The sequence below is a fragment of the Opitutaceae bacterium genome (genome assembly GCA_015075305.1).
GTDB lineage: Bacteria > Verrucomicrobiota > Verrucomicrobiia > Opitutales > Opitutaceae > UBA6669.
Window position 1 is genome coordinate 12,321 of the sequence record JABTUS010000001.1, and the last position, 24,588, is coordinate 36,908.

Annotated in this window: 22 protein-coding genes; 12 read left to right on the forward strand and 10 right to left on the reverse strand. The window is 60.3% G+C overall.

Annotated elements, in window-relative coordinates; all coding sequences use genetic code 11:
• Positions 1-12: 12 nt before the first annotated feature.
• The gene (gene priA / locus HS122_00045; GenBank protein MBE7536786.1) at positions 13-2,250 is read right to left on the reverse strand and encodes a primosomal protein N'; all 2,238 of its coding nucleotides are present in this window, start codon (positions 2,248-2,250) and stop codon (positions 13-15) included.
• Between the two features lie 140 nt (positions 2,251-2,390).
• Between priA and HS122_00050 the strand changes: the two genes are divergently transcribed.
• The 3 genes from HS122_00050 (at position 2,391) to nadA (ending at position 4,308) form a co-directional block, all read left to right on the forward strand.
• Positions 2,391-2,864 (forward strand): transcriptional repressor, encoded by a 474-nt coding sequence (locus HS122_00050; GenBank protein ID MBE7536787.1) that lies wholly within the window; start codon positions 2,391-2,393, stop codon positions 2,862-2,864.
• A 3-nt stretch (positions 2,865-2,867) separates the two neighbouring features.
• Positions 2,868-3,242: a hypothetical protein gene (locus tag HS122_00055; GenBank protein MBE7536788.1), complete on the forward strand. Its 375-nt coding sequence runs from the start codon at positions 2,868-2,870 to the stop codon at positions 3,240-3,242.
• A gap of 85 nt (positions 3,243-3,327) precedes the next feature.
• Positions 3,328-4,308 (forward strand): quinolinate synthase NadA, encoded by a 981-nt coding sequence (nadA, locus tag HS122_00060; GenBank protein ID MBE7536789.1) that lies wholly within the window; start codon positions 3,328-3,330, stop codon positions 4,306-4,308.
• A 27-nt stretch (positions 4,309-4,335) separates the two neighbouring features.
• Here the strand turns inward: nadA and HS122_00065 are convergent, their stop codons facing one another.
• From HS122_00065 to HS122_00075, 3 genes are all read right to left on the reverse strand, one after another.
• The gene (locus HS122_00065) at positions 4,336-5,025 is read right to left on the reverse strand and encodes a hypothetical protein (protein ID MBE7536790.1); all 690 of its coding nucleotides are present in this window, start codon (positions 5,023-5,025) and stop codon (positions 4,336-4,338) included.
• A gap of 6 nt (positions 5,026-5,031) precedes the next feature.
• Positions 5,032-5,862, reverse strand: a complete 831-nt coding sequence (locus tag HS122_00070) for a hypothetical protein (protein MBE7536791.1) — start codon at positions 5,860-5,862, stop codon at positions 5,032-5,034.
• 103 nt (positions 5,863-5,965) lie between these two features.
• Positions 5,966-6,856: an AAA family ATPase gene (locus HS122_00075; protein MBE7536792.1), complete on the reverse strand. Its 891-nt coding sequence runs from the start codon at positions 6,854-6,856 to the stop codon at positions 5,966-5,968.
• Positions 6,857-7,133: 277 nt separating this feature from the next.
• Between HS122_00075 and HS122_00080 the strand changes: the two genes are divergently transcribed.
• Positions 7,134-7,616 (forward strand): GreA/GreB family elongation factor, encoded by a 483-nt coding sequence (locus tag HS122_00080; protein ID MBE7536793.1) that lies wholly within the window; start codon positions 7,134-7,136, stop codon positions 7,614-7,616.
• A gap of 159 nt (positions 7,617-7,775) precedes the next feature.
• Positions 7,776-9,338 carry a creatininase family protein gene (locus HS122_00085; GenBank protein MBE7536794.1) on the forward strand — a complete coding sequence of 521 codons (1,563 nt, stop codon included), beginning with the start codon at positions 7,776-7,778 and terminating at the stop codon, positions 9,336-9,338.
• Positions 9,339-9,340: 2 nt separating this feature from the next.
• Here the strand turns inward: HS122_00085 and glgB are convergent, their stop codons facing one another.
• A complete protein-coding gene (gene glgB / locus HS122_00090; GenBank protein ID MBE7536795.1) occupies positions 9,341-11,482 on the reverse strand; it encodes a 1,4-alpha-glucan branching protein GlgB in 2,142 nt (713 codons plus the stop codon).
• 323 nt (positions 11,483-11,805) lie between these two features.
• Between glgB and HS122_00095 the strand changes: the two genes are divergently transcribed.
• From HS122_00095 to trxA, 5 genes are all read left to right on the forward strand, one after another.
• Positions 11,806-13,884, forward strand: a complete 2,079-nt coding sequence (locus HS122_00095) for an LPS-assembly protein LptD (GenBank protein ID MBE7536796.1) — start codon at positions 11,806-11,808, stop codon at positions 13,882-13,884.
• 11 nt (positions 13,885-13,895) lie between these two features.
• On the forward strand, positions 13,896-15,164 hold the full coding sequence (locus HS122_00100) for an RsmB/NOP family class I SAM-dependent RNA methyltransferase (protein ID MBE7536797.1): 1,269 nt from the start codon (positions 13,896-13,898) through the stop codon (positions 15,162-15,164).
• A 55-nt stretch (positions 15,165-15,219) separates the two neighbouring features.
• Positions 15,220-16,029 (forward strand): segregation/condensation protein A, encoded by an 810-nt coding sequence (locus HS122_00105; GenBank protein ID MBE7536798.1) that lies wholly within the window; start codon positions 15,220-15,222, stop codon positions 16,027-16,029.
• Positions 16,026-16,301: a hypothetical protein gene (locus HS122_00110; protein ID MBE7536799.1), complete on the forward strand. Its 276-nt coding sequence runs from the start codon at positions 16,026-16,028 to the stop codon at positions 16,299-16,301. Before HS122_00105 ends, HS122_00110 begins: the two co-directional genes overlap by 4 nt.
• A 64-nt stretch (positions 16,302-16,365) precedes the next feature.
• On the forward strand, positions 16,366-16,689 hold the full coding sequence (trxA, locus tag HS122_00115) for a thioredoxin (protein ID MBE7536800.1): 324 nt from the start codon (positions 16,366-16,368) through the stop codon (positions 16,687-16,689).
• A gap of 39 nt (positions 16,690-16,728) precedes the next feature.
• On the opposite strand, the gene HS122_00120 is transcribed toward trxA, so the two are convergent.
• The 3 genes from HS122_00120 to HS122_00130 form a co-directional block, all read right to left on the reverse strand.
• Complete coding sequence (locus HS122_00120) at positions 16,729-17,619, reverse strand: 1,4-dihydroxy-2-naphthoate polyprenyltransferase (protein ID MBE7536801.1); 891 nt, start codon at positions 17,617-17,619, stop codon at positions 16,729-16,731.
• 61 nt (positions 17,620-17,680) lie between these two features.
• A complete protein-coding gene (locus HS122_00125; GenBank protein MBE7536802.1) occupies positions 17,681-18,868 on the reverse strand; it encodes a pyridoxal phosphate-dependent aminotransferase in 1,188 nt (395 codons plus the stop codon).
• 72 nt (positions 18,869-18,940) lie between these two features.
• Positions 18,941-19,261: a ribbon-helix-helix protein, CopG family gene (locus HS122_00130; protein ID MBE7536803.1), complete on the reverse strand. Its 321-nt coding sequence runs from the start codon at positions 19,259-19,261 to the stop codon at positions 18,941-18,943.
• 152 nt (positions 19,262-19,413) lie between these two features.
• On the opposite strand from HS122_00130, the gene ugpC reads away from it, so the two are divergent.
• Entirely contained in the window at positions 19,414-20,541 is a 1,128-nt protein-coding gene (ugpC, locus tag HS122_00135) for a sn-glycerol-3-phosphate ABC transporter ATP-binding protein UgpC (protein ID MBE7536804.1), read from the forward strand.
• Positions 20,542-20,583: 42 nt separating this feature from the next.
• Here ugpC and HS122_00140 read toward each other — a convergent pair whose 3' ends face one another.
• The gene (locus HS122_00140; GenBank protein MBE7536805.1) at positions 20,584-21,489 is read right to left on the reverse strand and encodes an outer membrane lipoprotein-sorting protein; all 906 of its coding nucleotides are present in this window, start codon (positions 21,487-21,489) and stop codon (positions 20,584-20,586) included.
• A gap of 20 nt (positions 21,490-21,509) precedes the next feature.
• Positions 21,510-21,926, reverse strand: coding sequence for a preprotein translocase subunit SecG (secG, locus tag HS122_00145; GenBank protein MBE7536806.1), 417 nt, complete (start codon positions 21,924-21,926; stop codon positions 21,510-21,512).
• A gap of 228 nt (positions 21,927-22,154) precedes the next feature.
• Here secG and HS122_00150 point away from each other — a divergent pair, with 228 nt between their 5' ends.
• The gene (locus HS122_00150) at positions 22,155-24,488 is read left to right on the forward strand and encodes a hypothetical protein (GenBank protein MBE7536807.1); all 2,334 of its coding nucleotides are present in this window, start codon (positions 22,155-22,157) and stop codon (positions 24,486-24,488) included.
• Positions 24,489-24,588: the final 100 nt, after the last annotated feature.

Below are 24,588 nucleotides of genomic sequence, written 5' to 3' on the forward strand. Positions count from 1 at the left end.
TGCATTTCGCGTTCAGGTCAGATTCGCAGGGTCAACATCGAGGACCTGAGTGATGTCCTCGGGCCAGGGGAAGTCGATTCGCAGGCGGTTCAATTCTCCGATAACTTTTGAAACACTCGGGGTGAAATACCATAGCTGCCAGCGGTAGAGATCCTTGATCTTTTCAATGGGAGACGCGGCGGGTCCGCGCAGCTCCAGCCGCCCGCCAAAAACCGACTCCACCTTGCGCGCCCATTGCTCGCTGAAGAATTTCAGCTTCTCTTCACTGGGGCCACGGAAAAGATGGTGAATCAGGTGTCGATACGGCGGATACTTGAACTGTTCCCGCATGCGCAGCTCCGCTTCGGCAAATCCCTCGAAATCGGCACGACGTGAAAACTGGATCGTTTCGGCATGCGGTGTGAAGGTCTGCACGACAACCTCCCCCGCCCGATCCCCGCGGCCCGCGCGTCCCGCTACCTGGACCAGCAGTTGAAACGTGCGCTCATTCGCCCGGAAATCCGGCACATGCATCGAAATGTCCGCATCGATGAGCCCGACCAGCGTGACGTTCGGAAAATCGAGCCCCTTGCCGATCATCTGTGTGCCGATCAGGATGTCGATCTTCCCGGTCCGGAACTCGCCCAGGATCTGGCGAAACCGGTTCTTCTTCGACATCGTATCCGCGTCCATTCGTTCGACGCGGGCCTTCGGCAGCACCCGTCTCACCGCTTCCTCCACACGCTGTGTTCCCAGTCCGCGCCAGCGTATGTCAGGCGCCCCGCACTGCGGGCACCGAACCGGCGACGGACGAACGTCACCGCACAGGTGACATCGCAGCGTCTCATCCACCCGGTGATAGGTCATCGCCACGCTGCAGTGTGCGCAGTTCTCAACATGGCCGCATTTCGTGCAGAGCATCGACGACGAGTAGCCGCGTCTGTTGATGAAGAGTATCGTCTGCTCCCGCTTTTCAAACCGTCCGTACATGGCGTCGACCAGTCGCCGGGACAGCGCAGCGAGCCCGCGCTGTCGGGCGACCTCCACCCGCATGTCGACCACATCGATGAACGGCAGTTTGCGCGAATCGACTCGCTCGGTCAAACGGAGCAGCCGGTATCGACCCGCGCGAGCATTGGCGAAACTCTCCAGCGAGGGAGTCGCCGATCCAAGCAGGCATGCGGCGCCGGCAATCCTCGCGCGCATCACCGCAACATCGCGTCCATGATAGCGGGGCGTCTCATCCTGCTTGTACGCCGGCTCGTGCTCCTCGTCGACAACGACCAGCCGAAGATCACGAACCGGTGCGAACACCGCGGATCGTGCACCAACCACCACACGGGCCTCGCCTGAAACGAGTGCAAGCCAGCCATCCAGACGCTCGCCCTCGCTCAAGTGGCTGTGCCAGACCACACAGCGGTGGTTGGGGGCAATCGCTTCAAGGCGCGACCGGAGCCGGGCCACCGTCTGAGGCGTCAGTGCAACCTCGGGCACGAGGAAGATGACCCCGCCATCTGACTTCAATGCCGCCTCGATGGCATGGAGATACACCTCCGTTTTTCCGGACCCCGTGACGCCATGCAGAAGGGAGACTTGGAACCTCCGCTCCGCAATGCATGAAACCATTGCCGCCGTCGCGTCGAGCTGCTCCCTGTTCAAACGCGGCGGAATCGAGGCGACCCTTTCGCCTTCGGCAAACTCGTCGGAGTAGGCGACGCGTTCAACGCGCCTCACTTCCTCCTTGATCAATCCGCGCTTTATCAGCGCACCGGCCACCGCGGGGGTCACTTGCAGGCGCTGCAGGACGAGCCGCTTCTTCAACGGAAACACCTGCGAGAGCAGAAAACGGTACAGCCGCGCCTGCTGCGGCGCCCGTCGCTCCAGCACGGCCAGTTCCTCCACGGGCAGGTGCTCGCCCGCAGACAGCCATCGCTCCTCCTTCAACGACGCCCCCGAGCGCACTGGCGCCGGCACCATCGCCTCGATGACGTCCTCCATCGGCGACGCGTAATAGGTTGCCATCCAGCGGGCCAATTCGAGAAGGTCCGGCGGCATGACCGAAAACGGGTAGACCGACTGAACGACGTTCTTGAGCTTTTCCGCCGGGTAGTCGGTCGGCGCACCAAAACTCCCGACAATTCCAAGCACCAGCCGTTTGCCCAGTGGAATTCGCACCATCGACCCAAGGCTGACCATTGCACGCAGACCTTCCGGCACAGTGTAGTGCAGAATCCTGTCGAAACCGGCCAGAGGGTGGACTCCCACGATCATCCTATGTTGAAAGGATAAAGCGACGGGAGCTTGCAACCACACAAATCACCGATTCCCGGCTCCCGGAGCAGAGTAGAGCCATCCCCAGTCCCTGCCACGGGTTGTTTCATGCGATTGACAGCTTGCGAAGAGCGAAGAACATGACGTCAGTGAGCAACGACGCGACGAAGGAACAGTTCAAATCGTACCTGGTGAGGAAGGGGCTGCGCGTCACCAACCAGCGCCTGGCGATTTTCGATGCAGCCTTTGCCCAGTCCAAGCACTTCACCGCGGAGGACCTTCTCGATCAGGCCAGGCGGATCGACGATTCCGTTTCCCGCGCAACCGTCTACCGCACCCTTCCCATAATGACGGAAAGCGCGTTGCTTCGCGAGGTCGACATTGGCAAGGGTGAGAAGTTCTATCTGCGCAACCCGAACGAGAACACGCAAATGGCCCAGGTCATCTGCCTGGACTGTGATCGTATTTTCGAAATCAGCGCTCCCTTCATGGAGTGGTACGGAAACACCGTGTCATCCAAGCTCGGCCTGACCCCGGTGACCCAGCGCCTTCAGGTCAGCGCGCGCTGCAATGCCCTGCGGGAAACCGGAGCCTGCAAGAACAAGATTTCCTGATCGATGTCGAAGACCAAGTCGTCCGACCCCGCATTCGAAACCTCCTTTTTTGAATCCGTCCTCCGACGCGATCCCGACTTCAGCGAGGTCGTTGAGCTGCTGGGAGGGCTCTATACCAAGCAGGGGCGCATTGCTGATGGCCTGAGGATGGACCGCCGACTCGTAAAGCTTCAGCCGGCGAATCCCACGGCCCACTACAATCTCGCTTGCAGCCTCGCGCTGTCGAAACGCAAGGGCGACGCACTGCGTGCGCTGAAGCAGGCGGTGGAACTCGGCTACAAGGATTCGGAGTGGCTGTCCCAGGACCCCGACCTCGAGGTTCTCCAGAACCACCCGGAGTTCAAGAAACTCGTCGATCACCTTCAGACTCAGTCCTGACCTCACAAAGTTCCGTTGGGATGGGGCGCGCGAGCCGATTGGTGGTCAGGGTTGCCTTTCCAGAAGCCACTTTTAGCTTTCGGGCATGTCTGCAGTCCTGAATTATGAACCCATTGTTGCGTCGCCACGGCGCGGCCCGGTGCGCCTGACTCCGATTCAGGAGGAGGTGCTTGCGCTCAAGAGGGAGCGAAACGCCGTGATTCTCGCCCACAACTACCAGGTTGAGGCCATTCAGGATGTCGCCGATTTCGTGGGCGACTCACTTGGTCTGTCGTTCAAGGCCCAGGCGGTGAAAAGTGACGTGATCCTCTTCTGCGGTGTTCACTTCATGGCAGAGACCGCCAAGATAGTGAACCCGCAAAGAACAGTCCTGCTGCCTGATCCCAACGCCGGCTGTTCGCTTTCCGATTCCTGCCCCGCGGAACGGCTGGCCGCGTACAAACGCGACAATCCGAACCTCTACGTGGTCGCCTACATCAACTGCTCGGCGGCCGTCAAGGCACTCAGCGACGTGATCTGCACCAGTGGAAATGCCGCGCGGATCGTGAGTCGCGTGCCACAGGACCGCGAAATCCTCTTTGTTCCCGACCAGAATCTGGGGCAATGGGTTGCTCAGCAGACCAATCGAAGCATGCGCCTCTGGCCAGGCAACTGCTATGCGCACGTCCAGTTTACCGTCGACTCGATCGAAAAGGTGCGCGCACGTTTTCCCGGCACCCCCGTGGTCGCCCATCCGGAGTGCGTGCAGACGGTGCGTGATCTGGCCGACGAGGTGTGCAGCACGGAAATGATGGTGAAGTTCTCGAGGGAGCACCCCGCCAGTCACATCATCGTGGTGACGGAAAGCGGCATGCTCAACCGCCTCCGCAGGGAGGTTCCTGAAAAGACCTTTGTGGCGGGTCCAACCGAGTCCTGCGCCTGCAATGACTGCCGCTTCATGAAATTGAACACGATTGAAAAGGTGCGCGATGCGCTCGTGAACATGTCGCCGGAAATCCTTGTTCCCGAGCCGACCCGTTCAGCCGCCCTCGTTCCGATTCAACGGATGCTCGACTGGAGCCGATGAGCATCCGGATGCTCGTGCCAGGCGCCGCTATTCGTTGAGTTTCTGCAGTCGCCGGGCTTCCTCCGCGCGAAGCTGTTCAAGCATCACCGGATCACCGGAAGCGATCGCCTCGCGCAACCGCCGTTCCCTGGCAAGCAATTCGTCCTCCCACTGCTCCAGACGGATCTCCCGCTCCTGCTGGTCCTGCACCTTCTCGAAGAGTCGAATTTCACTTTCATCGAGAAACTTCTCCCTTTCCAGCATCACCGCCTTGGTTTCCCGCAGCGAAGCTTCGCGACGGTCGAGCTCCAGACGAACACGGTCGATGGCCACCTGTTCCTCCGGCGATGCCACGCGGCGGGACAGCGTCTGACTCTTCTTGTTTTCGGCAAGATACGCCTCGCGCGCGGCAACCAAGGCTTCATTCTCAGCCAGCTCGCGAAGTCGCTCGGCGACCAGGGACTCTTGCTCGGCTATTTCCGTTTCCCGTTCAGCCAGCTTTGCCTCCAGCGCGCGCAGCCTGTTCTCGAGTTCGGCCGCCGAGCGGGTCACCGACTCGGGAACTTCAATTCCACCCAGCAGACTCTGCGGGGAAGGCGCAGTCTCCTGTCCATGACCGGAATCGGATGCAGCCAGCGCACGCACCAGCTTTCCCCGCGGGAGCTTCAACGGTGCGTCTCCGATGCGCCGGGCCGGGAACCGCACCTTTACGGATGAGGTCGGAACGGCCTCGTTCATCGGCGTCTACCTCGCAAAAAGCCGATTGAACCAGCTTCTCTTCTTTGGCGCGATCTCGACGGGAGCGTCGGACTTTACGTGGGGAAGGATGAGCGCCGCAACCAGCGACTCTATCGCGGGGTCATTGATGACCACCAGCGATCGGGAGAGCGCCGATCCTGACGCGATCTGCGTGCGTATCGCCATGCGATCCGTCGAGAAATAGGTGGCCAGGCGCGATGCCGCTTCACGGATCGAAGGATTGACGAAGGCCGGTTTCGTGAGAAGCAGCGTGCGTTGGTCCGCCGGTATTGTCCTCGCCTGCTGTGCCAATGCCTCGATCAGGTGCAGCCCCTTGTGGCCCTGGCGAAAAGGCAGGTATTTCGCCAGCGCTGTTTCATCGACATGGGACAATGCGTTGAGCAGACCGCGAAAATCTCCGCCGACGATCACCGCCTGGGAGAGTCCTTGGGCAAAGATCGCAAACTGCCCGAGAGTCGAGATCTTTTCGAGCCGGCAAAAATCCAGCGTGGAGGGCTGCAGGGCCGTGAATTCGATCGGGAAGCCTTCGGAAATTTCCAGCCGCGCCATGTTCTTCAGGAGCGGATTGTCGCGCTCAGAGGTTGCAGCCGCCTGCTCCACCATGTCGCCAAACGGATTGTCGAATGCCAGCGTCTCCTTGAGGATGTCGACCAACTGGTCAAAACGCTCCATGGGCTGCCCCTTCGATGCAAGCAGCTCCTGGGCTTCGCTGAACGTCAGATCAATGTATCCCGCAGGAGTCTCGCGCTTGTCCTTGATCGGCCAGTCGGGGCCCTCGAGATTCTGGGCCAGGCTGTGGATCGGGGTGTCGACCATGATGGAAGTCGAGAACGAGCCACGGATCTCGTCCCATTGTTTTGAAGTATACCTCATAGCAAGTTGGTGAAATGCGCTCGTACGCGAGCGCATCAGTAATCGGTCAAGCGGGAGCCTGATTAAGGAGCTCCTGCGTAAGCTTCCGGTAATCGCCGATCACATTGTCCTGTCCACTGTCCGCCGCATCCTGCCCCACAAGAAGAACCGGAAGTCCAAGTGTCACCGCACGCCTCACAACCATCGCATCGCGAATCTGGGTATCGAGTATCTTCGCGTTCGGGGCCACGCGTTTGGCCGCACGAAATTGATTCAGGCGCAACTGCATGCGCATCTTGGGCACCTCAATGTCCACTCCGGTCTTGATGGCGTTGAAGACAATGCTCGTCACCTGCGCTGGCGGTCCCATTGCGGAACGCCGAAAGCTCGCAGAAAGCATGTGAAATTTCTGTAATTTTTCGACGAGCAGCGTGAATCCGATCAGGCTGAGCGCATCGGGATTGGCCGGCACACAGATTTCGTTTGCCGAGAATACGCCGCATTGGGACGCACGCAGGATGTTCGGCGGGCAGTCAAACAGGACAAAATCATAGTCCGCCTCAAGGCTTGCGAGCTGCTCCTGGAAAATCAGGTAAGGCGGACGCTTGGGGTCGCCCGTGTATTCGTTTTCCAGGTCCACGAGATTGAATGTGGTCGGCACGAGATCCAGGCCGGGAAGCAGCTTTTCGCCGCCTTTCCCCTCGACCACGTTGCGTATGATCAGATCACGCAGATGGGCCTTGTTTTCGAAAATCGAAAAGACGGAACCGCCATTGGCTGCGTTGATCGTGTTCCATCGATCAAGCTTGAGCAGCCAGATGCTGGCGTTCGACTGGGTGTCGAAATCACAAAGTAGCACACGCTTGCCAGCTTTCACCAGGGCCGCCGCCGTATTCACGATCAACGACGTCTTGCCGACGCCACCCTTGTAGTTAAGGAAAGCAATTTTTCGCGCCATTACGGGAGAGTTGTTCGGTTCGATTCGCCACAGACTTGAGCCACCTTACAAACGGTGCGAACCACCGGCGACGAGGCGCAAAAACAGGGATATCGGGGTTTGACGGATTTTTTGCGGCATCTCCTCCGCACGGCTCCGCAATCCATTCGGTGAGTGCAAGTGGAAGGAGAAAACGGAATCGGACATGCGCCAGCAGCATCGCCTTCCACCCGGAACAACGAAATTCACAGCGCACTTACACTCGCTCAATGACTTTGCGCTCTGCTACAATCGCCTCGTGGACAAATCCGCCATTCGCACCGCGATCCTTCGCCAGTTGGAGTCAGATCTGGCCATGCAGACTCAGGCAGCATTGACATCACGTGACGAGGCGACGCACGAGGAGAGCAAGGCCGACAACAAGTACGACACGCACGCCCAGGAAGCCGCCTATCTCGCGGAGGGTCAGGCAAGGATCGTCGCTGAACTCAGGGAGAGCATCAGCCAGTTTGCGATCCTGCCCATGACGCCGCATCACCCTTCGGATCACATTTCACTCGGAGCGATTGTCACGCTTCAGGATCCGAACGGCGGTCTTTCCAGCCTTTTGCTCGGCCCTCGCGCAGGAGGACTCGAGGTGGAGCACGAAGGTGTGCGCATCATGGTCGTGACACCCGCTTCGCCGCTCGGCCGCCAGCTTCTTGGACGAAAAGTTGGCGAGACGGTCGACGCCATGGAGAACAGGGTCAGTAGAACGCTCCGCATAGTCGCAGTCAATTGAAGCACCGGAGCCGAACCGGAGGAGTCCGTTGGCTGTTGGCGTGGTCTCCACCCTGAACAGCATGCAAACTCAACAAATGCCCGCTTGCGTCGGAAAATTGGTTGCTGCTCCTTTTGCTCGCACGGCCGGCCTTGCACGCTAGAAATCTGAGTCATGAGCATGACCTGGCTTGCCAACGGGGACAAGAGCGCCGCATGGGCTCACCACACCTGGGAGGAATTCGCCACGCTCCAGGACAAGCATTGCCACCTCGTGATTCTTCCACTGCACGGCCTGGCGGATCACGGCATGGCGCTGCCCCTGGACATCGAGGAAGTCGTTGGAAGCGAGCTGCTGCGGCGCGCAATCACAACGACCGCCCCATCGCTTCGGCTTCGTGTGCTCCCGCCACTGCGATTCGTGCTCGCCCCCACACCCGCCAGCTTTCTCGGCATTGATCCCGAAACTGCGCACGATCTTGTCCACGAGATCGCCTCGGGTGTCCAAGCGGCGGGTTTCCGCAAGCTTGTTTTCTGGAATACAAGTCCTTGGAACGAGGAGTTCATCGATGTCGCTTCGCGCGACGTTCGCATCGCTCTGGACCTTCAGACCTTCGTCATCAACCTGAACGGTCTCGGACTGGATTTCCACCCCTCCGGAACGGGGCGCACCGCACTTCAGGCAATCGGAGCCAGTCTGTGCGGCATTTCTCCGGCCAGTGAATCACGGCCAGCCGATGTCACGGATCCGGATTTTCGTCCCGGCCAATGGCGGCAGCCTCCTCCCGTCGATCCCGATCCCTCGCAGGATGCTCCCGCTTTGATCGGGAAGGCGGCTGGGCACCTTGCGCGACTGCTTGCCGAGATCGATTCAAAGTGTCCGCCCGGGCGGATCGTCTTTGGCCCGCAGCCTGTCAAGGCCCCGTCCGCGTCCTTGCATGCGGCTTCTGCAATGCGTTTCGATCAGCCCTGGCCAGCCCATCGCAGACACTATCTTCCCGCGCTGACGCGGGCGGGGCTTGAGGCATGGCCGGAGAAGGCGGCCACCCTGGTGATCCTTCCAACGGGCGCGATTGAGCAGCATGGCCTTCATCTACCAGTGGGCGTGGATGCGATCCTTGGCCAGGCCTGGCTCGACGCAGCGCTTCCCAAGCTGGATCCTGGCACGCGCGTTCTCGTTGCCCCGCCAATCACCTTTGGGAAGAGCAATGAACACATTGGTTTCCCCGGCACCGTCTCAGTCTCCGCCAGGACATTCCGGCGACTTCTCCTCGCCACGACCAGGAATCTGCATGCTCTCGGGTTCCGGTTTTTCGGCGTGCTGAATACGCACGGAGGCAACAGTGCGGTGATTGTCTACACCCTCCGGGAAATTCAATCGATGCCCGAGGTTCGCGCGGGGATGATCAGCAGCGGATACACTCCCGTGCAGTCGGAGGTCGAGCGCGAATTCGGATTCCATGCCGGGGAATGGGAGACCTCGCTCATGATGGCGGTGACCGAAGGTCTCGTGAAACCTGAACGGGCGGTCTGCGAATACCCGGCGCGACCCGAGGACCCAGGCGAACTGCGACCCGAGAACGCCCCCGCGATCTTCTCCTGGTTGACCAGCGACATTTCCCGAAGCGGAACGATGGGCGATGCCACGGCAGCGAATGAGGAGAAGGGACGCCGCTGGCTCGCTGAGTCATCGTCGGCCCTCGCCCGGCGAATTTCAGAACTGGCTCGTTCCGCGCAGGACTGAAGTCAATTGGCTGCCGTCCATTTCAGGATCGTCGTGCTCAGAGGTGGCAGCGTGAGACAGAGGCTCTGGCTCATTCCGTCCGAAGCGACATCCTCTGTCTGACGCCCGCCATCGTTGCCCAATCCGCTGCCACCATAGAAATTGCTGTTGCTGTTGATCACCTCCCGCCAGAAGCCGCGCCGCGGGACACCGATGCGGTAGTCTCGTCGAATCACGGGCGTAAAGTGGCCAACCACGGCAAACAAAGTCTGCTCAAACGGATCGCACCTGAGAAATGCCAGCACACTTGCCTCCGCATCCTGACAGGCCAGCCAGCGGAAACCATGGGCATTCAGATCATTGCAGCCCAACACGGGTTCTGAACGGTAAAGGTGATTGAGGTCCCGAACGAGCAGGCGGATGCCCTCGTGATCGAGATACTGCGTGAGATGCCAGTCGAGGGAGCCGGTGTAGGCCCATTCAGAACTCTGGCCAAATTCACTTCCCATGAAGAGAAGCTTCTTCCCCGGCCATCCCCACATGTGCGCGTAGAGCGCACGCAGGTTCGCCGCCTTTTCCGGAATGTGCCAGGCTCCCATCTTCATCAGCATCGAGCCTTTTCCGTGGACCACCTCATCATGCGAAAACACCGACACGAAGTTCTCCGCGTATTGATAGAGCATGCCGAATGTCAGGTCATTCTGATGCCACTTCCGATGAATCGAATCCTTGGAGAAGTACTTCAGCGTGTCGTGCATCCATCCCATGTTCCACTTGAAGTCGAAGCCGATGCCTCCGTCCTTCGTGGGTTTCGAGATTCCGGCAAATGAGGTGCTTTCCTCCGCGATGGTCAGTACGCCGGGATAGTGCTGATGAACCAGATCATTGGTGACGCGCAGGAAATCGATGGCCTCCAGATTCTCGCGTCCACCCTGACGATTGGGAACCCATTCGCCCGCCTTGCGCGAATAGTCGAGGTAGAGCATCGAGGCCACGGCATCCACTCGCAGTCCGTCAATGTGATAGCGATCCAGCCATGACAGCGCATTGGCGATCAGGAAGCAGCGCACCTCATTGCGGCTGTAATTGAAGATCAGCGTCCCCCAATCCATGTGCGCGCCCTGGCGCGGATCCGCGTGCTCGTACAGGTGCGTTCCGTCAAATTCCGCAAGTGCAAAGCTGTCCCGGGGAAAATGCGCAGGCACCCAGTCGAGAATCACTCCGATGCCCTGTTGATGCAGGTAGTCAACAAACCAGGCAAAGTCGTCAGGACTCCCAAAGCGTCGCGTCGGAGCGAAAAATCCCGTCACCTGATAGCCCCAGGAACCATCAAAGGGATGTTCAGCCAGGGGCATCACCTCGATGTGTGTGAAGCCCATCTGTTTCACGTAGTCCGCCAGTTCCGGAGCCAGTTCACGATAACTCAGCGGACGATTTGCATCCTCGGGCTTGCGCTTCCATGACCCCAGATGAACCTCATAGACGGAGATGGGGCGATCGAGCCGCGCCGCATCCGCCTCCCTCCGCTTGATCCATTCGGAGTCACCCCAGACATGCGTTCGCACGTCGTGCACAATGGCTGCGTTTCCCGGAGGAGCTTCAAAATAGGCGCCAAACGGGTCGGTCTTGATGCGGATGTGGCCGCGCACATCCCACAATTCGAACTTGTACAATTCCCCCCCCTCAATGCCAGGAATGAACAGCTCCCAGACGCCCGAGACACCCAGCGGGCGCATCGGATGATAGCGGCCATCCCATCCATTGAAATTGCCCACCACAGACACCCGCCTCGCATTGGGGGCCCAGACGGCAAAGGAAACGCCCACGATGCCGTTGATGGTGCGCCGATGCGCCCCCAGCTTTTCATACAGGCGCAGCTCATTCCCTTCGTTGAACAAGTACAGATCCTGATCTCCCAGTGTCGGCAGAAATGAATAGGGATCAAAAAACTGCCGCATCTCTCCATTCCCGCGGGTCGCCCGCAACTGGTAACGGAAAACTTCCGTGCGCTTTGGAATGAAAACCTCGAAGAAACCCGTCTCATCCAATCTGGTCATCGGCCAGGACTGACCGCCAGCGGCATCCATCACCGCACAGTCAATGGCGTCCCTCAGGAACGCCCGAACCACAACTCCCTGGCTGCGTCCCTTCCTGTGGGGATGCATGCCGAGAAAATCATGGGGATGGCTCGCGGTGGCGTGGAGGAAATGGTCCAGTGTCTCTTTTGGTATGATCACACGTGAGAGGGCTGACCCAGTCTCCGCGATGAAAAGCTCATTTACAAGCCCTTGGAAACGTCGCCATTGCCAGCACGGCCCCCGCCAGACGCGGAGCATTCTGGTCACGCAACGGCTGGGCAAAGCATTTTCACAGGCAAGGCCTTGATGCCCCGCTGCCTTCGAGGCATCAGCGGGAGCTCCTCGTGAGTCAGTCTTGCCTGCCCGACCGCGCCCGGGTTCGATGCGGCGTGCGTGTCTCTCTCCCTACGATGCTCTGGGTGCTGCTGATGGCCGTGCCGGCGCTGGCACCCGCCGCCGACGTTCCGTTGGAGGCGTTCAAGGCCGAGACAACCGAATTTGATCTCGACACCAGGGAATGGATTGGACGCGGAATGGCATCTCTTTCCTACAAGGATGTTTCGCTGACCGCATCCGAGATTCGTTTCCGCACGACCACCGGCGTGGCTGTTGCCCGCGGCAATGTGATCCTCCAGCAGGGCCCGCAGCGTCTCCTGGCGGATGAAGTCACCTTTGACACCGGCACACGCGGCATCGATGTGAGAAATCTTCGTGTCGGCTCGGATCCCATCTATGTTTCAGGCACCCATCTCCATGGCACCCGCGAGGAATTGATCGTTGAAAATGCACAGGCCACTTTCAGGGAACCGGGATTCTGGTCGCCAACAATCAAGGCGGACCGCTTGACGCTGCACGGCGGGGAGACTGTCAGCGTGGAGCGAGGCCGCGTTGGCATCGGACGGATCCTGCCGCTGCCCCTGCCTGGTTTTCCAATTCCCGTGGACCAGGCGTTCCTCCGCTATCTGACCGTTGGCGCGGGTTATCGCGCCTCTCTGGGCGCATTCTTCGAGCTGGGTGTGCACGTTCCGGTCGCCCGCGGAGTGGAGGCCGGCGTCGACACCGGCTTCTATTCCAGCCGTGGATTCCTCGCAGGCCCTTCCGGCAAATACGAGTTTTCCAAGGGTGACCACCGGCTCTCCGGTTCCCTGCGCACGGGATTCATCCACGACAGCGGCGACAAACTGCGCGACATCATTGGCAGGCCGATCCAGGAGGATCGCGGCTTTGCGCAATGGTCGCACCACCAGACTCTCGGCCGAAACCTTTCCCTCAATGCCGAGATGAATTTCTGGAGCGATTCCGACATTCTTCGTGATTTTCAACCCGACAGATATTTTCCCGTCCAGCAGCCGGACAACTTCATCGAGGCAACCTACGTCAACGATGCCGTGGTGATCGGCGCCTTTGTTCGACCAAACCTCAATCGCTATTTCCGGATCCAGGAGCGCCTGCCTGAAATTCGCGCCGAGCTCCTGCCGCGCCTCATTTCAGGTCCCGGCCTGCGCATCTATCAGCGCGGCCATGCCAGCCTCGTGCGACTGACCGAGGACGAGCCGCTGCAGGGACCGACACTCAAGAGCGATCGTCTGGACGCCTACTATGCGCTCTCCCGTCCGATCACTCCGCGGGACTGGCTGTCAATCAACCCCGTCGTCGGCGGCGAGGTCACACATTACGCGGATGTCAGTCCCTCTCCTGATCGCGGGAGCCATACGCGCGTTCTCGGCGAACTTGGCGTCGACGCGGAATTGCGCGCAAGCGGCACATACGCCTACCAGAACAAGGCATGGAAAATCGACGGCCTTCGCCACCTGATCACGCCGCGCCTCAGCTACCGCTTCATCGAGGGCGGAAAAAGCGCCAGGGACTACATTCCACAGATTGATCGGAGTTCCTTCTCAACATACCTGCAGCCGCTCGGCCTCGGGGAACGGCGCGATGTCGATGACCTTGGCGACAGCCATGCCCTCCGCCTTGAGGTCGACAACGCCCTCCAGACGCGCGACGCAACCTACGGTTCGCGGGACCTTCTCCGCCTCAATCTGGCCGCGGATCTGCGCTTCGACAAGGAGGCGGGCATGTCCACACTCTCAGACCTGCATGCCTCGTTCGCACTCACTCCCGCGCGCTGGCTGAATTTCAGCCTCTATCAGCGGTATTCGACGCGCGATCAAACCCTCGAGGAGCTCAACACCAGCGTCATGATCGCGAATTCCGAATGGTGGTCCCTTCGACTCGGCACGCACTACCTTCGGAATGACATCGAGGAGTATGTCATGGAAACCCGGATCCGGATGAACGAGGTCTTTGAGGCGTTCGGACGACTTCACTACGACGCACCCCGCTCCCGCTTTGTCCAGCAGACCTACGGCATTCGCCAGACCCTCGACAACCTCTGGGTGCTCCAGTACGGGATCAATTTCTACGAGGGCCGGCGGCGCGAAAGCTCGTTCGGCTTCGTGGTCGAGCTCGAGACGCTGCGCTTCTGAACGCCGTCACCATGTCCGGCGCACCGCCATCCATCGCCGACAACCAGACGCGCACGTTTCTCCGGCTCTGGGCAACCCTCGCGCCCGCCCTGTCGACGGATCGCGACATCCCGGAGCGCCTGAATCAGCTCCTGAAACGGAATCGCTCGTTCGGCTCGAGGGATCGCCGCCTGTATCGGGAACTTGCCTACACGGGCTTCCGCTATCACGCATGGCTGGCGGGAGGACTTGCCTCCGGAGGTGAAGATGCGATCCGCGCCCTCGCCTGGCTCGCCGCCGACATTCCGGCGGCCCGACAACTGAAATTGCGCTGGTGCCACGACTGGCCTGCACCGCCTGACAGTCTCGAGGCAAAGCGGGGCATTCTCAGAATCAGAGCGCGCGGGCTCAACCTCGACGCATCCGTCATGCCTGCATGGCTTGCCGATGAATGCCCGGAGGCGAACCATTCGCCCCTCCTTGACACCCTGAACACTCGAAGCCCGCTCTGGATTCGCCTTCAGTCGGACGACCTCCCGGCCATTCGTTCGGAATTTTACCATCGCGGCTGGCTCGCCACACCCTCTCCGGTGCTGGACCACGCCTGGCGCATCGACGCCCGGGACGCAGATGTCACGCAGTCGAGCGCCTTCCGCTCCGGCGGATTCGAGATCCAGGATCTTGGATCACAGATTGTCGCTGCAGCTCCGCCCATTCGGAAGGGGAGTCGCTGGCTCGATGCCTGCGCCGGAGCCGGCGGGAAAACGCTGGCGATCGCCCGGCGCGTGGGAACCGCCGGAAGCGTGACTGCATGGGATGTGCGCACCTCAGCCCTGGAGGAATTGCAAACTCGCGCAGAGCGGGCGCGTCTCAGGAACATAGAGGTCCGCAGACCGGGCTCCTCAGAGGCTTTCGACGGCGTCTTCATTGACACGCCCTGCACGGGATCGGGGACCTGGCGCCGAGCGCCCCATTTGAAACACTCAACCACCCTCGCGACAATCCGCGATGCCGCACGCAGGCAGCTGGAGCTGCTCAACACACTCTCATCACACGTTCGACCGGGCGGAACACTGGTGTACGCGACCTGCTCGTTGTGCCGCAGCGAAAATTCGGATGTCACAACCGCCTTTCTCTCAGCCAACCCCGAATTCAGACGCCTGGCGCTCCTGGAATCCTTTGGGTACCCCGCCACACCCGGCTCCGGGGAGCTTCACATAAGGCCTGATGTCCATGATACAGACGGATTCTATCTCGCATGCTTTGTCCGATCCCAGGACCCAGGCCTGTCGTGCACCTGACGTTCCTCCAGTTTTTCATTGCCGTCGCTACGGGTGATTGAAGCATGAACCGGTCGTGGTTCCCGGCACTGAATATCGCATCAAGCTCCCAGCCTTTGAAGGTCCCCTGGACCTCCTGCTGTTCCTCATACGCAAGAACGAGCTCGACATCTATGACATTCCGATCGTCGCAGTGACGAGGCAGTACATCGATGTGCTGCGCTCCATGCAGAGCCTGGACCTGGAAATCGCCGGAGAGTTTTTCGTCATGGCGGCCACGCTGATGGAGATCAAGAGCCGGATGCTTCTGCCAAAGGGACAGGCCGCGGTCGGACTGGATGATGACGAGGATGCCATGGACCCGCGCTGGGAACTCGTCCACCAACTGCTCCAGTACAAGAAATTCAAGGAGGCCGCGGCGGGGCTCAACACGCTCGCGCAGTTTGAGCAGGACAAGCTTCCCCGACGCGTCATTGAGGCCCGCCTGGCAGAAGGGGACCGCCCGCTCAGGAGCGTCGACCGCATCGAGCTCTGGAACGCCTTCAACATCGTGCTCCGGCGTCTGGCCGAAAAGCTCGTGGTCGGGGAGATCAGGGATGAGCAGGTCACAGTGGCCGACCAGATGGAAATGCTTCTGTCCCGCATCCAGTCGGAAAGATCATTCGTTTTCTCCGATCTCTTTCCGGACAAGGTCACGCTGCGTGTCCTCGTCGCCACCTTTCTCGCCGTTCTCGAACTGACCCGCCTGCGCAGGATCAAGATACGCCAGAACGAGGCATACAGCGACATCCTTTGCACCGCGGTCGAGAACTCCCCGCTGGATCCCGGCATTACCGCCGAAATGTCACTTGAAACCGGCTTCGAAGCCGGCAGCGTTACGGTGTGAGCAACAAGCCATCCAGACGTTCCAACTCGAACAAGAGCAAGCGACACTCCGTTCACGGCATTTTGGGAGTGGGCTTGGACAATCAGGACGGACATCGACGCATCACCACGGGTGAACAATTCACCCTCGTCGGCGGATCCGAAAAGACGCACGACCAGATGACGGAAACCATGATGAAGACGTTTGAGGAGTTGAAGCGCCGGGACCGTCGCCTTGAGAACGTCGACCCCAGGGAACTGGCGGAAATTCTCCACAAATCCACCCCTGAGTAGCTTTCAGGACAGGCGTTTTGACTTTTCCCCTGTCAGCAATAGGTTAACTTCACACCATCCAATCATGTCCGCCAACACCACCGAACTTAATTCGTCCAACTTCAAGAGCTCGATCGATTCCGCGACACCAACCCTGGTCGATTTCTGGGCGCCTTGGTGCGGCCCGTGCAAAGCGATATCTCCGATTCTCGAGGAGCTTGGCGCCGAGTTAAAAGGCAGGATCACCATCGGCAAGCTGAACGTCGACGACAACGGTGCGATATCGAGCGAGTACAATGTGCGCGCCATTCCCACCCTCATACTTTTCAAGGCCGGCAAGGTGGTGGACACCTATGTCGGCATGAAATCCAAGGCATTCCTCAAGGAACAGCTCATCGCAAAGGTCTGACAGGCCGTCGCAATCAGGCCGCGTCTGGCGATCAGCGACTCAGTTGAAAACGACGCCGACGCTCAGGGTGAGCGAATAGATGGCGAGGTATCGCCCGGTTTCGCCCAGCAGCACGATCAGGTCTCCGGGTGTTCGAGCCTTCCGAAGCCGCACGCCTTGGCGCACGGCCTCGGGCGTAAGTACGAGTGGCAGCAGCACCCAGCCGAACCGTCCTGAACGAGCTGCAAGGACCATCGGAACGAGCAGCGCAGCCAGGTGCGTGATTGCAAACTGCCAGCGTGCGAAACCGCGGCCAAGACGCACGATCAACGTGCGTTTCCCCGCCCTGGCATCGGTCTCAACATCGCGATAATTGTTCACGAGCAGAATGTTCACCGCAAGCAGGCCGACCGCCGCAGCGGCAAGCCACACTTCCAGAGACGGACATCCGGCCTGCACGAAGTAGGTCGCTCCCACCGCCACGAGCCCAAAGAAGATGAAGACAAAAAGGTCTCCCAGTCCATTGTACGCCAGCGGAAACGGTCCGCCGGTGTAGGCATAACCGCAGGCGATGCTGGTTACCCCGATGACCAGCATCGGCCAGCCGCCGTATCGGAGGAGCGTGAGGCCCGTCATGAACGCCACGGCAAAAACAATTCCGGCGGCGCGTTTCATCGCCTGAGGGCGAATCAAACCGCTGGCCACCGCACGTATCGGTCCGACCCGCTCCGCGGTGTCCGCCCCCTTGGCGTGATCGTAATAGTCATTCGCGAAATTTGTGCCGATTTGAACCAACACGGCAAAGGCGAGGCACGCCGCCGCGGCAGGCCAGACCGCCGTCCCCTTTTGAAGCGCAAACGCCGTGCCAACAATCACCGGCGCAACCGCGGCGGGAAGGGTGCGCGGCCGGGTGGCCGAAATCCAGACGGCTGGGCGGGAATCACTGGCCATGCGGCAGACCCATCAGGATGAACGGACTTCCCGATCGCGCGCCGCCTCACCCCAGCGTCCTTCAAAGTCCGGCGCAGAAACGGGCAAGTCGGGACAATCCCTTGGAGATGGTTTCGTCACTGGTCGCATAACTGAGCCGGAGGTAGCCCTCCGCACCGAATGCGCTGCCGGGCACCGCCGCCACCTTCTCCTTTTCCAGCAGGCGCGCGCAGAATTCCTGGTCGCTGAGTCCGAATTTCGAGATGTTCGGAAACAGATAGAACGCTCCGTGCGCCAGCAGGCAGTTGATCCCCTTGATTTCATTCAAGCCCCGGTGCAGCAGGCGACGCCGGCGATCGAACGCCGTCAGCATCTGGGAAAGCGCCGCCACAGTCTTCTCCCGCTGTTCGAGTGCCGCCAGCGCGCCATACTGGGCGAAAGTCGTCACATTTGAGGTCGTCTGACTCTGGAGCTCGGCAATGGCCTTGGCGATCGGAGCGGGCGCGACCGTTGTCCCAATGCGCCACCCCGTCATCGAGTATGTCTTTGAGAATCCCGCAACCGTGATCGTTCTTGCCTCCGCCTCCCTGCTGAGCGTCGCGACACAGGTCGGTCGCGCATCATCATACACCAGGTGCTCGTACATCTCATCCGACAGGATGTAGAGATTGTTCCGCACGGCGATTTCCACGAGCGCGGCGAGCTCCTCGCGGGAATACACGGCACCCGTCGGATTCGAAGGCGAATTCAGGACCAGCAGTTTCGTGCGCGGGCCGATCGCTGCAGTGAGCTGCGCGGGCGTGAGCTTGAATCCCGTGCGGTCATCCGCGAGGACGAGCTTGGGTGTGGCACCGGCGAGTTTCACCATCTCCGGATAACTCACCCAGAAGGGTGCCGGAATGATGACCTCATCACCAGGTGAGCATGTGGCCAGCACGCCCAGATAACAGGAAAACTTTCCGCCCGGCGAGACTATGACCTGCGACGGCAGAATCTTGAATCCATATTCAACGCCGTACTGGGCCGCTATCGCCTTTCGGAGCGGCTCGATGCCGGGCGTGGGCGCATATTTCGTTTTTCCCGCCTTCAGCGCCTCGATGCAGGCGTCCTTGATGTGCTGCGGCGTGTCAAAGTCGGGTTCGCCTGCGGCGAAACCACAGACATCTTCACCGGCGGCCTGCAGGGCCTTCGCCTTGGCGTCGATCGCAAGCGTCGGTGACGGCGATATGTTTCTGGCCCAGACGGAGAGTGGCGCGGTTGTTTGGCTCATGGACAGTCCAAGCCACCCAAACAAAGCACCCTCTCGAAGGCAAGGCCGCGCTTTTGCGCCGGATTTGTCCGCTCAAGCTTTCGCCGAACGCAGCCGGCTCACCGGCAGGGCGTCGACCGCCGCGCGAAGAATCTCCCCGGCGCTCACGCGCCGGAGCTTCGCCTGCCGCTGCAGGGTCTTCTTGATTCCCTGGGGAAGGCGCACGGATATCTGTCGATACTCGGCGCGGTCGGCCTGAAACTGGCTGTAGTCAAACTCTTCAAGCGCAACACGAATGACTTCGCTCACCGATCGGGCTCCATTGGAAGAGAGGGTTGCTTCAATTTTCTCAACGAGAGACAACGGAAGCTCAAAAGTAACGGGGTTGGCGACGGGGGGATTCTTTTTTGCCATGGGTGGACGTGCGGAAAATGACGCCAGCATCTCCTTGCCTGTGCAAGAGGTCCGCGGCAATGCAAATCTTCGAGTTTCCTTGTCCAGGATTGGTCCGCGCCCTTGACGCGTGATCTCCAGATTTCACGCTCCAGCCATCCCCGGAACAAGCAATGGCCAACGTCTCGATTGAAAACCTGGTCAAAATCTACCCGGAAAAGGGTGGGCCGGGCATGAGAGTGATCCATGGCATCAACCTCGAAGTCCGCGACGGCGAATTCACCGTGCTGGTCGGGCCCTCCGGTTGCGGAAAATCAACAATCCTGCGCATGATTGCGGGGCTTGAGGAAATCTCCGGAGGCACGATTTCCATTGACGGACGCGTCGTGAACAACCTGCCGCCCCGGGACCGGGATATCGCCATGGTGTTCCAAAATTACGCGCTCTATCCCCACATGACGGTCTATGACAACATGGCGTTCGGGCTCAAGCTGCGCAAACTTCCCAAGGCGGAGATTGACGCGCGCGTACGCGAGGCCGCGACCATGCTTGGACTGGAGCCCTACCTCGCACGCAGGCCCAAGGCGCTCTCCGGGGGGCAGCGCCAGCGCGTCGCGGTCGGACGGGCCATCGTGCGCAACCCGAAAGTCTTCCTGTTCGACGAACCCCTTTCGAATCTCGATGCGAGAATGCGCGTCTCGACGCGCACCGACATCTCAAAGCTGCACGCCCGCCTGGGTGCGACCATGATTTACGTCACTCACGATCAGGCGGAAGCCATGACAATGGGCGACCGCATCTGCGTGCTCAAGGATGGCCGCATCCAGCAGGTCGCCGCGCCGCTCGATCTCTATAATCGCCCTGACAATTTGTTCGTTGCGGGATTCATCGGCAGCCCACCCATGAATTTTTTCAATGGTGCCGTCCAGAAGGCAGGCGACAGCCTTTGCTTCGTGGCCGGCGGCGCAACGGGCGCATCCCTCCGCATTTCCTTGAACGCCGACATGGCAAGGCGCGTTTCTTCGCACATCGGCAAACCCATAGTACTTGGCATTCGCCCCGAGGACGTGAGCACGACCTCGGCCACACCCTTCCCGCCCCAATGGAACGCCGAAGCCCGTGTGGATGTTGCCGAGCACATGGGGTCTGAAACCCTGCTCTACCTGACGACGGGAGACACAGCGTTCATCGCACGCATGCGCCCGACGGAGCATTACTCTTCCGGTCAGAAGCTCACCGTGACATTCGATCCCGAAAAGATTCACTTCTTCGACGCGGTCACCGAACAGGTTTTCAGGTAGCGTGGCGATTGGAAGCACCGCGCCTCCGCAACATTATTCACGTCAGTTCTCCACCGCGACGAGCCCCTGGGTTGGTCGTTGCACCGGATGCGCGAGCTCCTCCGGCGCAAACAGAACGGGTGAAAAATCCTGATCCATTGCGGCTGCAGTGACAACAAAGCGCGTTTTGTTGCGCGTCGTCTCGTCCCTGAGATCGATGGACTTCACAATCCAGTGTTCACCGACCTTTTTCAAATCGAGCACCGACATGGATTTCAGCACACTGCCGTCTTCGCCAATCTGGTCGGCCTGCACCAGTGCATTGAACTGCGTGTCGAGAAAAACCCTCACTCCCGTCAAAGCCGGATGCCGCGAGACAAATGCCGGCGGCGGATAGAACAGGAATGAATTGGCGGGGCGACCTCTGACCTTGCGAATACCCTCGAAGAGGACGTCCTCCCACCAGAGGAATGGCATCTGAAGGTCGAACGGAGTGAGATTCGTTTCACCCAGCGGACTGAACAAGCTGTCCACCGCCAGCACGGCAACTTCTCCCGGCTTTGTTGCGTCCCATCTCCAGACCGCAGAATGGACCCCGCCCTTCAGAAGCAGTCTGAGGCTCGAGGAATGATTTTGATCGAGTGAATCATCGCCAATGAGTTCCACTCGGCTGATCGGACCATCCTCGCGCAGATCATTCCATAGTTTTCCCGCCCGCACCTTCTCTGGTCCGCGGCGGGGCATCACGCGAAGCTTGAACTCTAGGTACCCGCGAAATCCCCTTTGCCGAAAATCGGCGAGAAATGCGCGGCCCTCCTCCTGATTCGGCTTTGAAAGCTGGACGTAGTCGGGCGGTGGACGGTAACGCTTGTGCTGCGACCAGGCGGTGGACGCGGCAACGGCCAGGATGCAACTGATGCAGGCGGGGATCCTGCTTCGCACCCACCTGACCTGCCTGAGGGAGGTCATGGGCTGGGGATCCGCCGCCTCTACGGATTGGGTTTCGGCTGGTCCGCCCTGGGTGCCGCTGGCGTCGCCTCAACCGGAGCCGGAGTGGAGGCGGTCGTTTCCGGTGCCGGCGCAGGCACGGCAGTGGAAGCAGCAGCCGGAGCGACAGCGGGCGCGGCAATAGTGGGCAGAGCACCGCCGGCCGCCGCCGCATGCTTGCGCTGATAAATGTGCCCCAGATAGAGAATGAACGAGAGCACAAAAAATGCGATTGCCGCATTGATCGTCGCCTTTGAAAGCACGGTGTTCGTCTCGGCGCCAAACGCCGCCTCCGCAGCCCCTCCCCCCATGGCCGCCCCCACCCCGCCGTCCTTCGATTTCTGGGCCAGCACAACCAGCGACAGAAAAAGCGCGATCAGGATCAGGACAAATGTGAGAATACCGATGACGATGCTCATTTGAATCGGACACGAAAACCCCTCTGCCCGCTCATTGTCAATGTTTGTCTCCAACGCGGCGATTGACGACTTCAGTCGCCCCCGGAGCATCCCCGATTATACGTGGGTTGGCAGGCAAAGTACATTCATGTAGGTTCAAGCGAACCGCGATTCCTGTGCCCCCATCGGCCTCGCTCACATGCCGACCGAAGCCGGTTCGTTGGCGGATTGATTCCTTAACAACTGCACATGCCCCGCTCTCGCCAGTCCACCTCGGAAAATGCACTTCGCACGCCGGGCATCCTCCCATCGCACTTGATGACGCTTGGCCTGCTTGTGGTGGTCAGCCTCATACCCATGACTGCAGCCCGCGCGCAGTCCGACTATCTCCTTGTCCCAGGACACGGTCTCACCAACAGAACGGATGGCCGGGCTTCGAATGCCATCACCATCGACGATCTCATACGAGAATGTCAGGCCACCGGCCCGTGGATGCGCTTCATCGAGCGCGAGTATGACTGGGACGAACTGCAGGGGAGCGGACCGGGCAACACCCCGGGAGAATTCAAGCTGGGCAACCCGGGAATCGGCCGGATTGTCGCCGAGGCCATCGCCTGCAAGAATGCGGGTTTGAAGCTGCGTGTCATGCTCACGCACAAGTTTTCCGCCCTGCCCCAGTTCCTGACGCGCGGATGGAAGTACGCAACCGGCGACCAGACAACCGAGCCCAGGGAGACCTCAAACATCAAACTGGATATGCCCGAGGTTCTCCAGTTTTTGGAAAACCTGTACACGGCCGTCATTTCAGAACTGAAGAAATCCGCCGAAGCTCGCGACGCCTTCTACGGCTTCGTGATCCAGGAGCATGAAGTGGGGACAAGCAGCTACTGGACCACAGGCACGAGAGGGGCCTGGATCGAAAACCTGAAGGCCTTTCACCTCTGGCTGGCAGGCCGGGAATGGAATCCCGGCTCGAAGGAATGGACTTGGGCGGACGGGCGGCTGCGCAACTTCAACCCAGGCGCCAGCAGTCCGCACCGGCTCTTCTGGCAGATGGTCAACTCACCAACAACGGAGGTGAAGACAATCATCGCCCACCTGCTTGACACGAAGACGATCGGCATGGGCGGCGGTATTTGCGGACCGGATACATTTCCCCGCGAGCCCGGACCCACGCCATCCCACGGAGGCCCTCGCGGCGCCCTCTACCGGTGCTACGAGGAAATGAGATCCGTGCGGAACGTGCTGCCGATGTCGCTTCATGTCTATCACCTGAACTATTGGAACCCCTATGTTCACGCGGCGAAGAACGATGTGAACATGAACGCGCCCGAGAAGGACATGGATCCATTGATCGGGCCCCAGGCCATCTGGGGGCGCCAGCCCGAACTCCCTTCAATCAACGGCGGACCGAACGGCAACGCCGGGATCGGCATCGCCAACTTCCTCGGGTGCGTGCCAGAGGATCAGCAGGATCCCGACAATCTCCGCGTCAACAATGTCGTGTGGAGTTTCGTCAAGAGCATCCCTCCCGAGGCCAGGTATCAGAATCCCCAGGTTAAGGAATACGGCTGGCCGGATGTCAGGGCATGGATGACAAACACGGGCAGGTACGCCCAAGGACAGTCGGAGGACAGCACAAACCAGTTTGCCAGGGGGGCTGATGATCTCGGCAATTTCACAGGAGGATGCAATCGCATCACGCCCTCATCCATTCGCAGCGCTCCGCTGCCGCCATCCCGGCTGATCAACCTCTCCACGCGCGGCTCCGTGCTGACAGGGGACAATGTCATGATACTCGGCTTCGTCGTCCAGGGAAGCGCCGGCAAGCGGTTGCTCATCCGCGCCGTCGGACCCGGCCTCGGCAATCTCGGCGTTGCAAATTTTCTCCGCGACCCGGTCCTGACACTCAATCGCCAGGTTGGCAATGTCATGAGCGACATCGCCTCGAACGACAACTGGAGCGAAAGCGCGGACGCCGAAGCCATCAGGCTGACCGCAACCACCGTCGGCGCATTTCCACTGTCTGAACATGGTGCCGACGCCGCACTGCTGGCCACTCTCCAGCCGGGTCTCTACACCGCCGTTGTCAGGGGCCGCGGCTCGCTCACGGGAATCGGAATCGTTGAGCTTTACGACGCGGACGACACATCGGTCGATGCGAATCTCGTCAACATCTCCACGCGAGGATTCTGCGGTGTTGGCGAGGAAATCATCATTCCAGGGTTCATCATTTCACCCGGCGCTCCCAAGAAACTCCTGATCCGCGTGGTCGGGCCGACGCTCGCCGGTGCGCCCTACAATGTGGCCGGGACAATGCGCGATCCGCGACTCACCTTGATCCGAACGCTAAGTGACAGTTCAAACACTGTGATCCAAACGCAGGATGACTGGGGCGACACTGCCGATGCAGCAGCGGTCATGCAGGCGGCGCAGCTTGCCGGCGCATTCCCGCTCGCGCCCGGCAGCGGAGACGCAGCAATCGTTGCCACGCTCGATCCGGGGGTCTATACCGTTCACGGCTCTGCGGAGGACGGCGTGAGTACTGGAGTCGTGCTCGTGGAGGTCTACGCCGTGCCCTAGCAAGACGTGATTTGCCACCAGACTCCAGCAACATGAATCACCGCCGGTGCCAGGCCCTGTATTCTGGCTGCTGCGCTGCCCAATGCACCGCGCAGCCTTC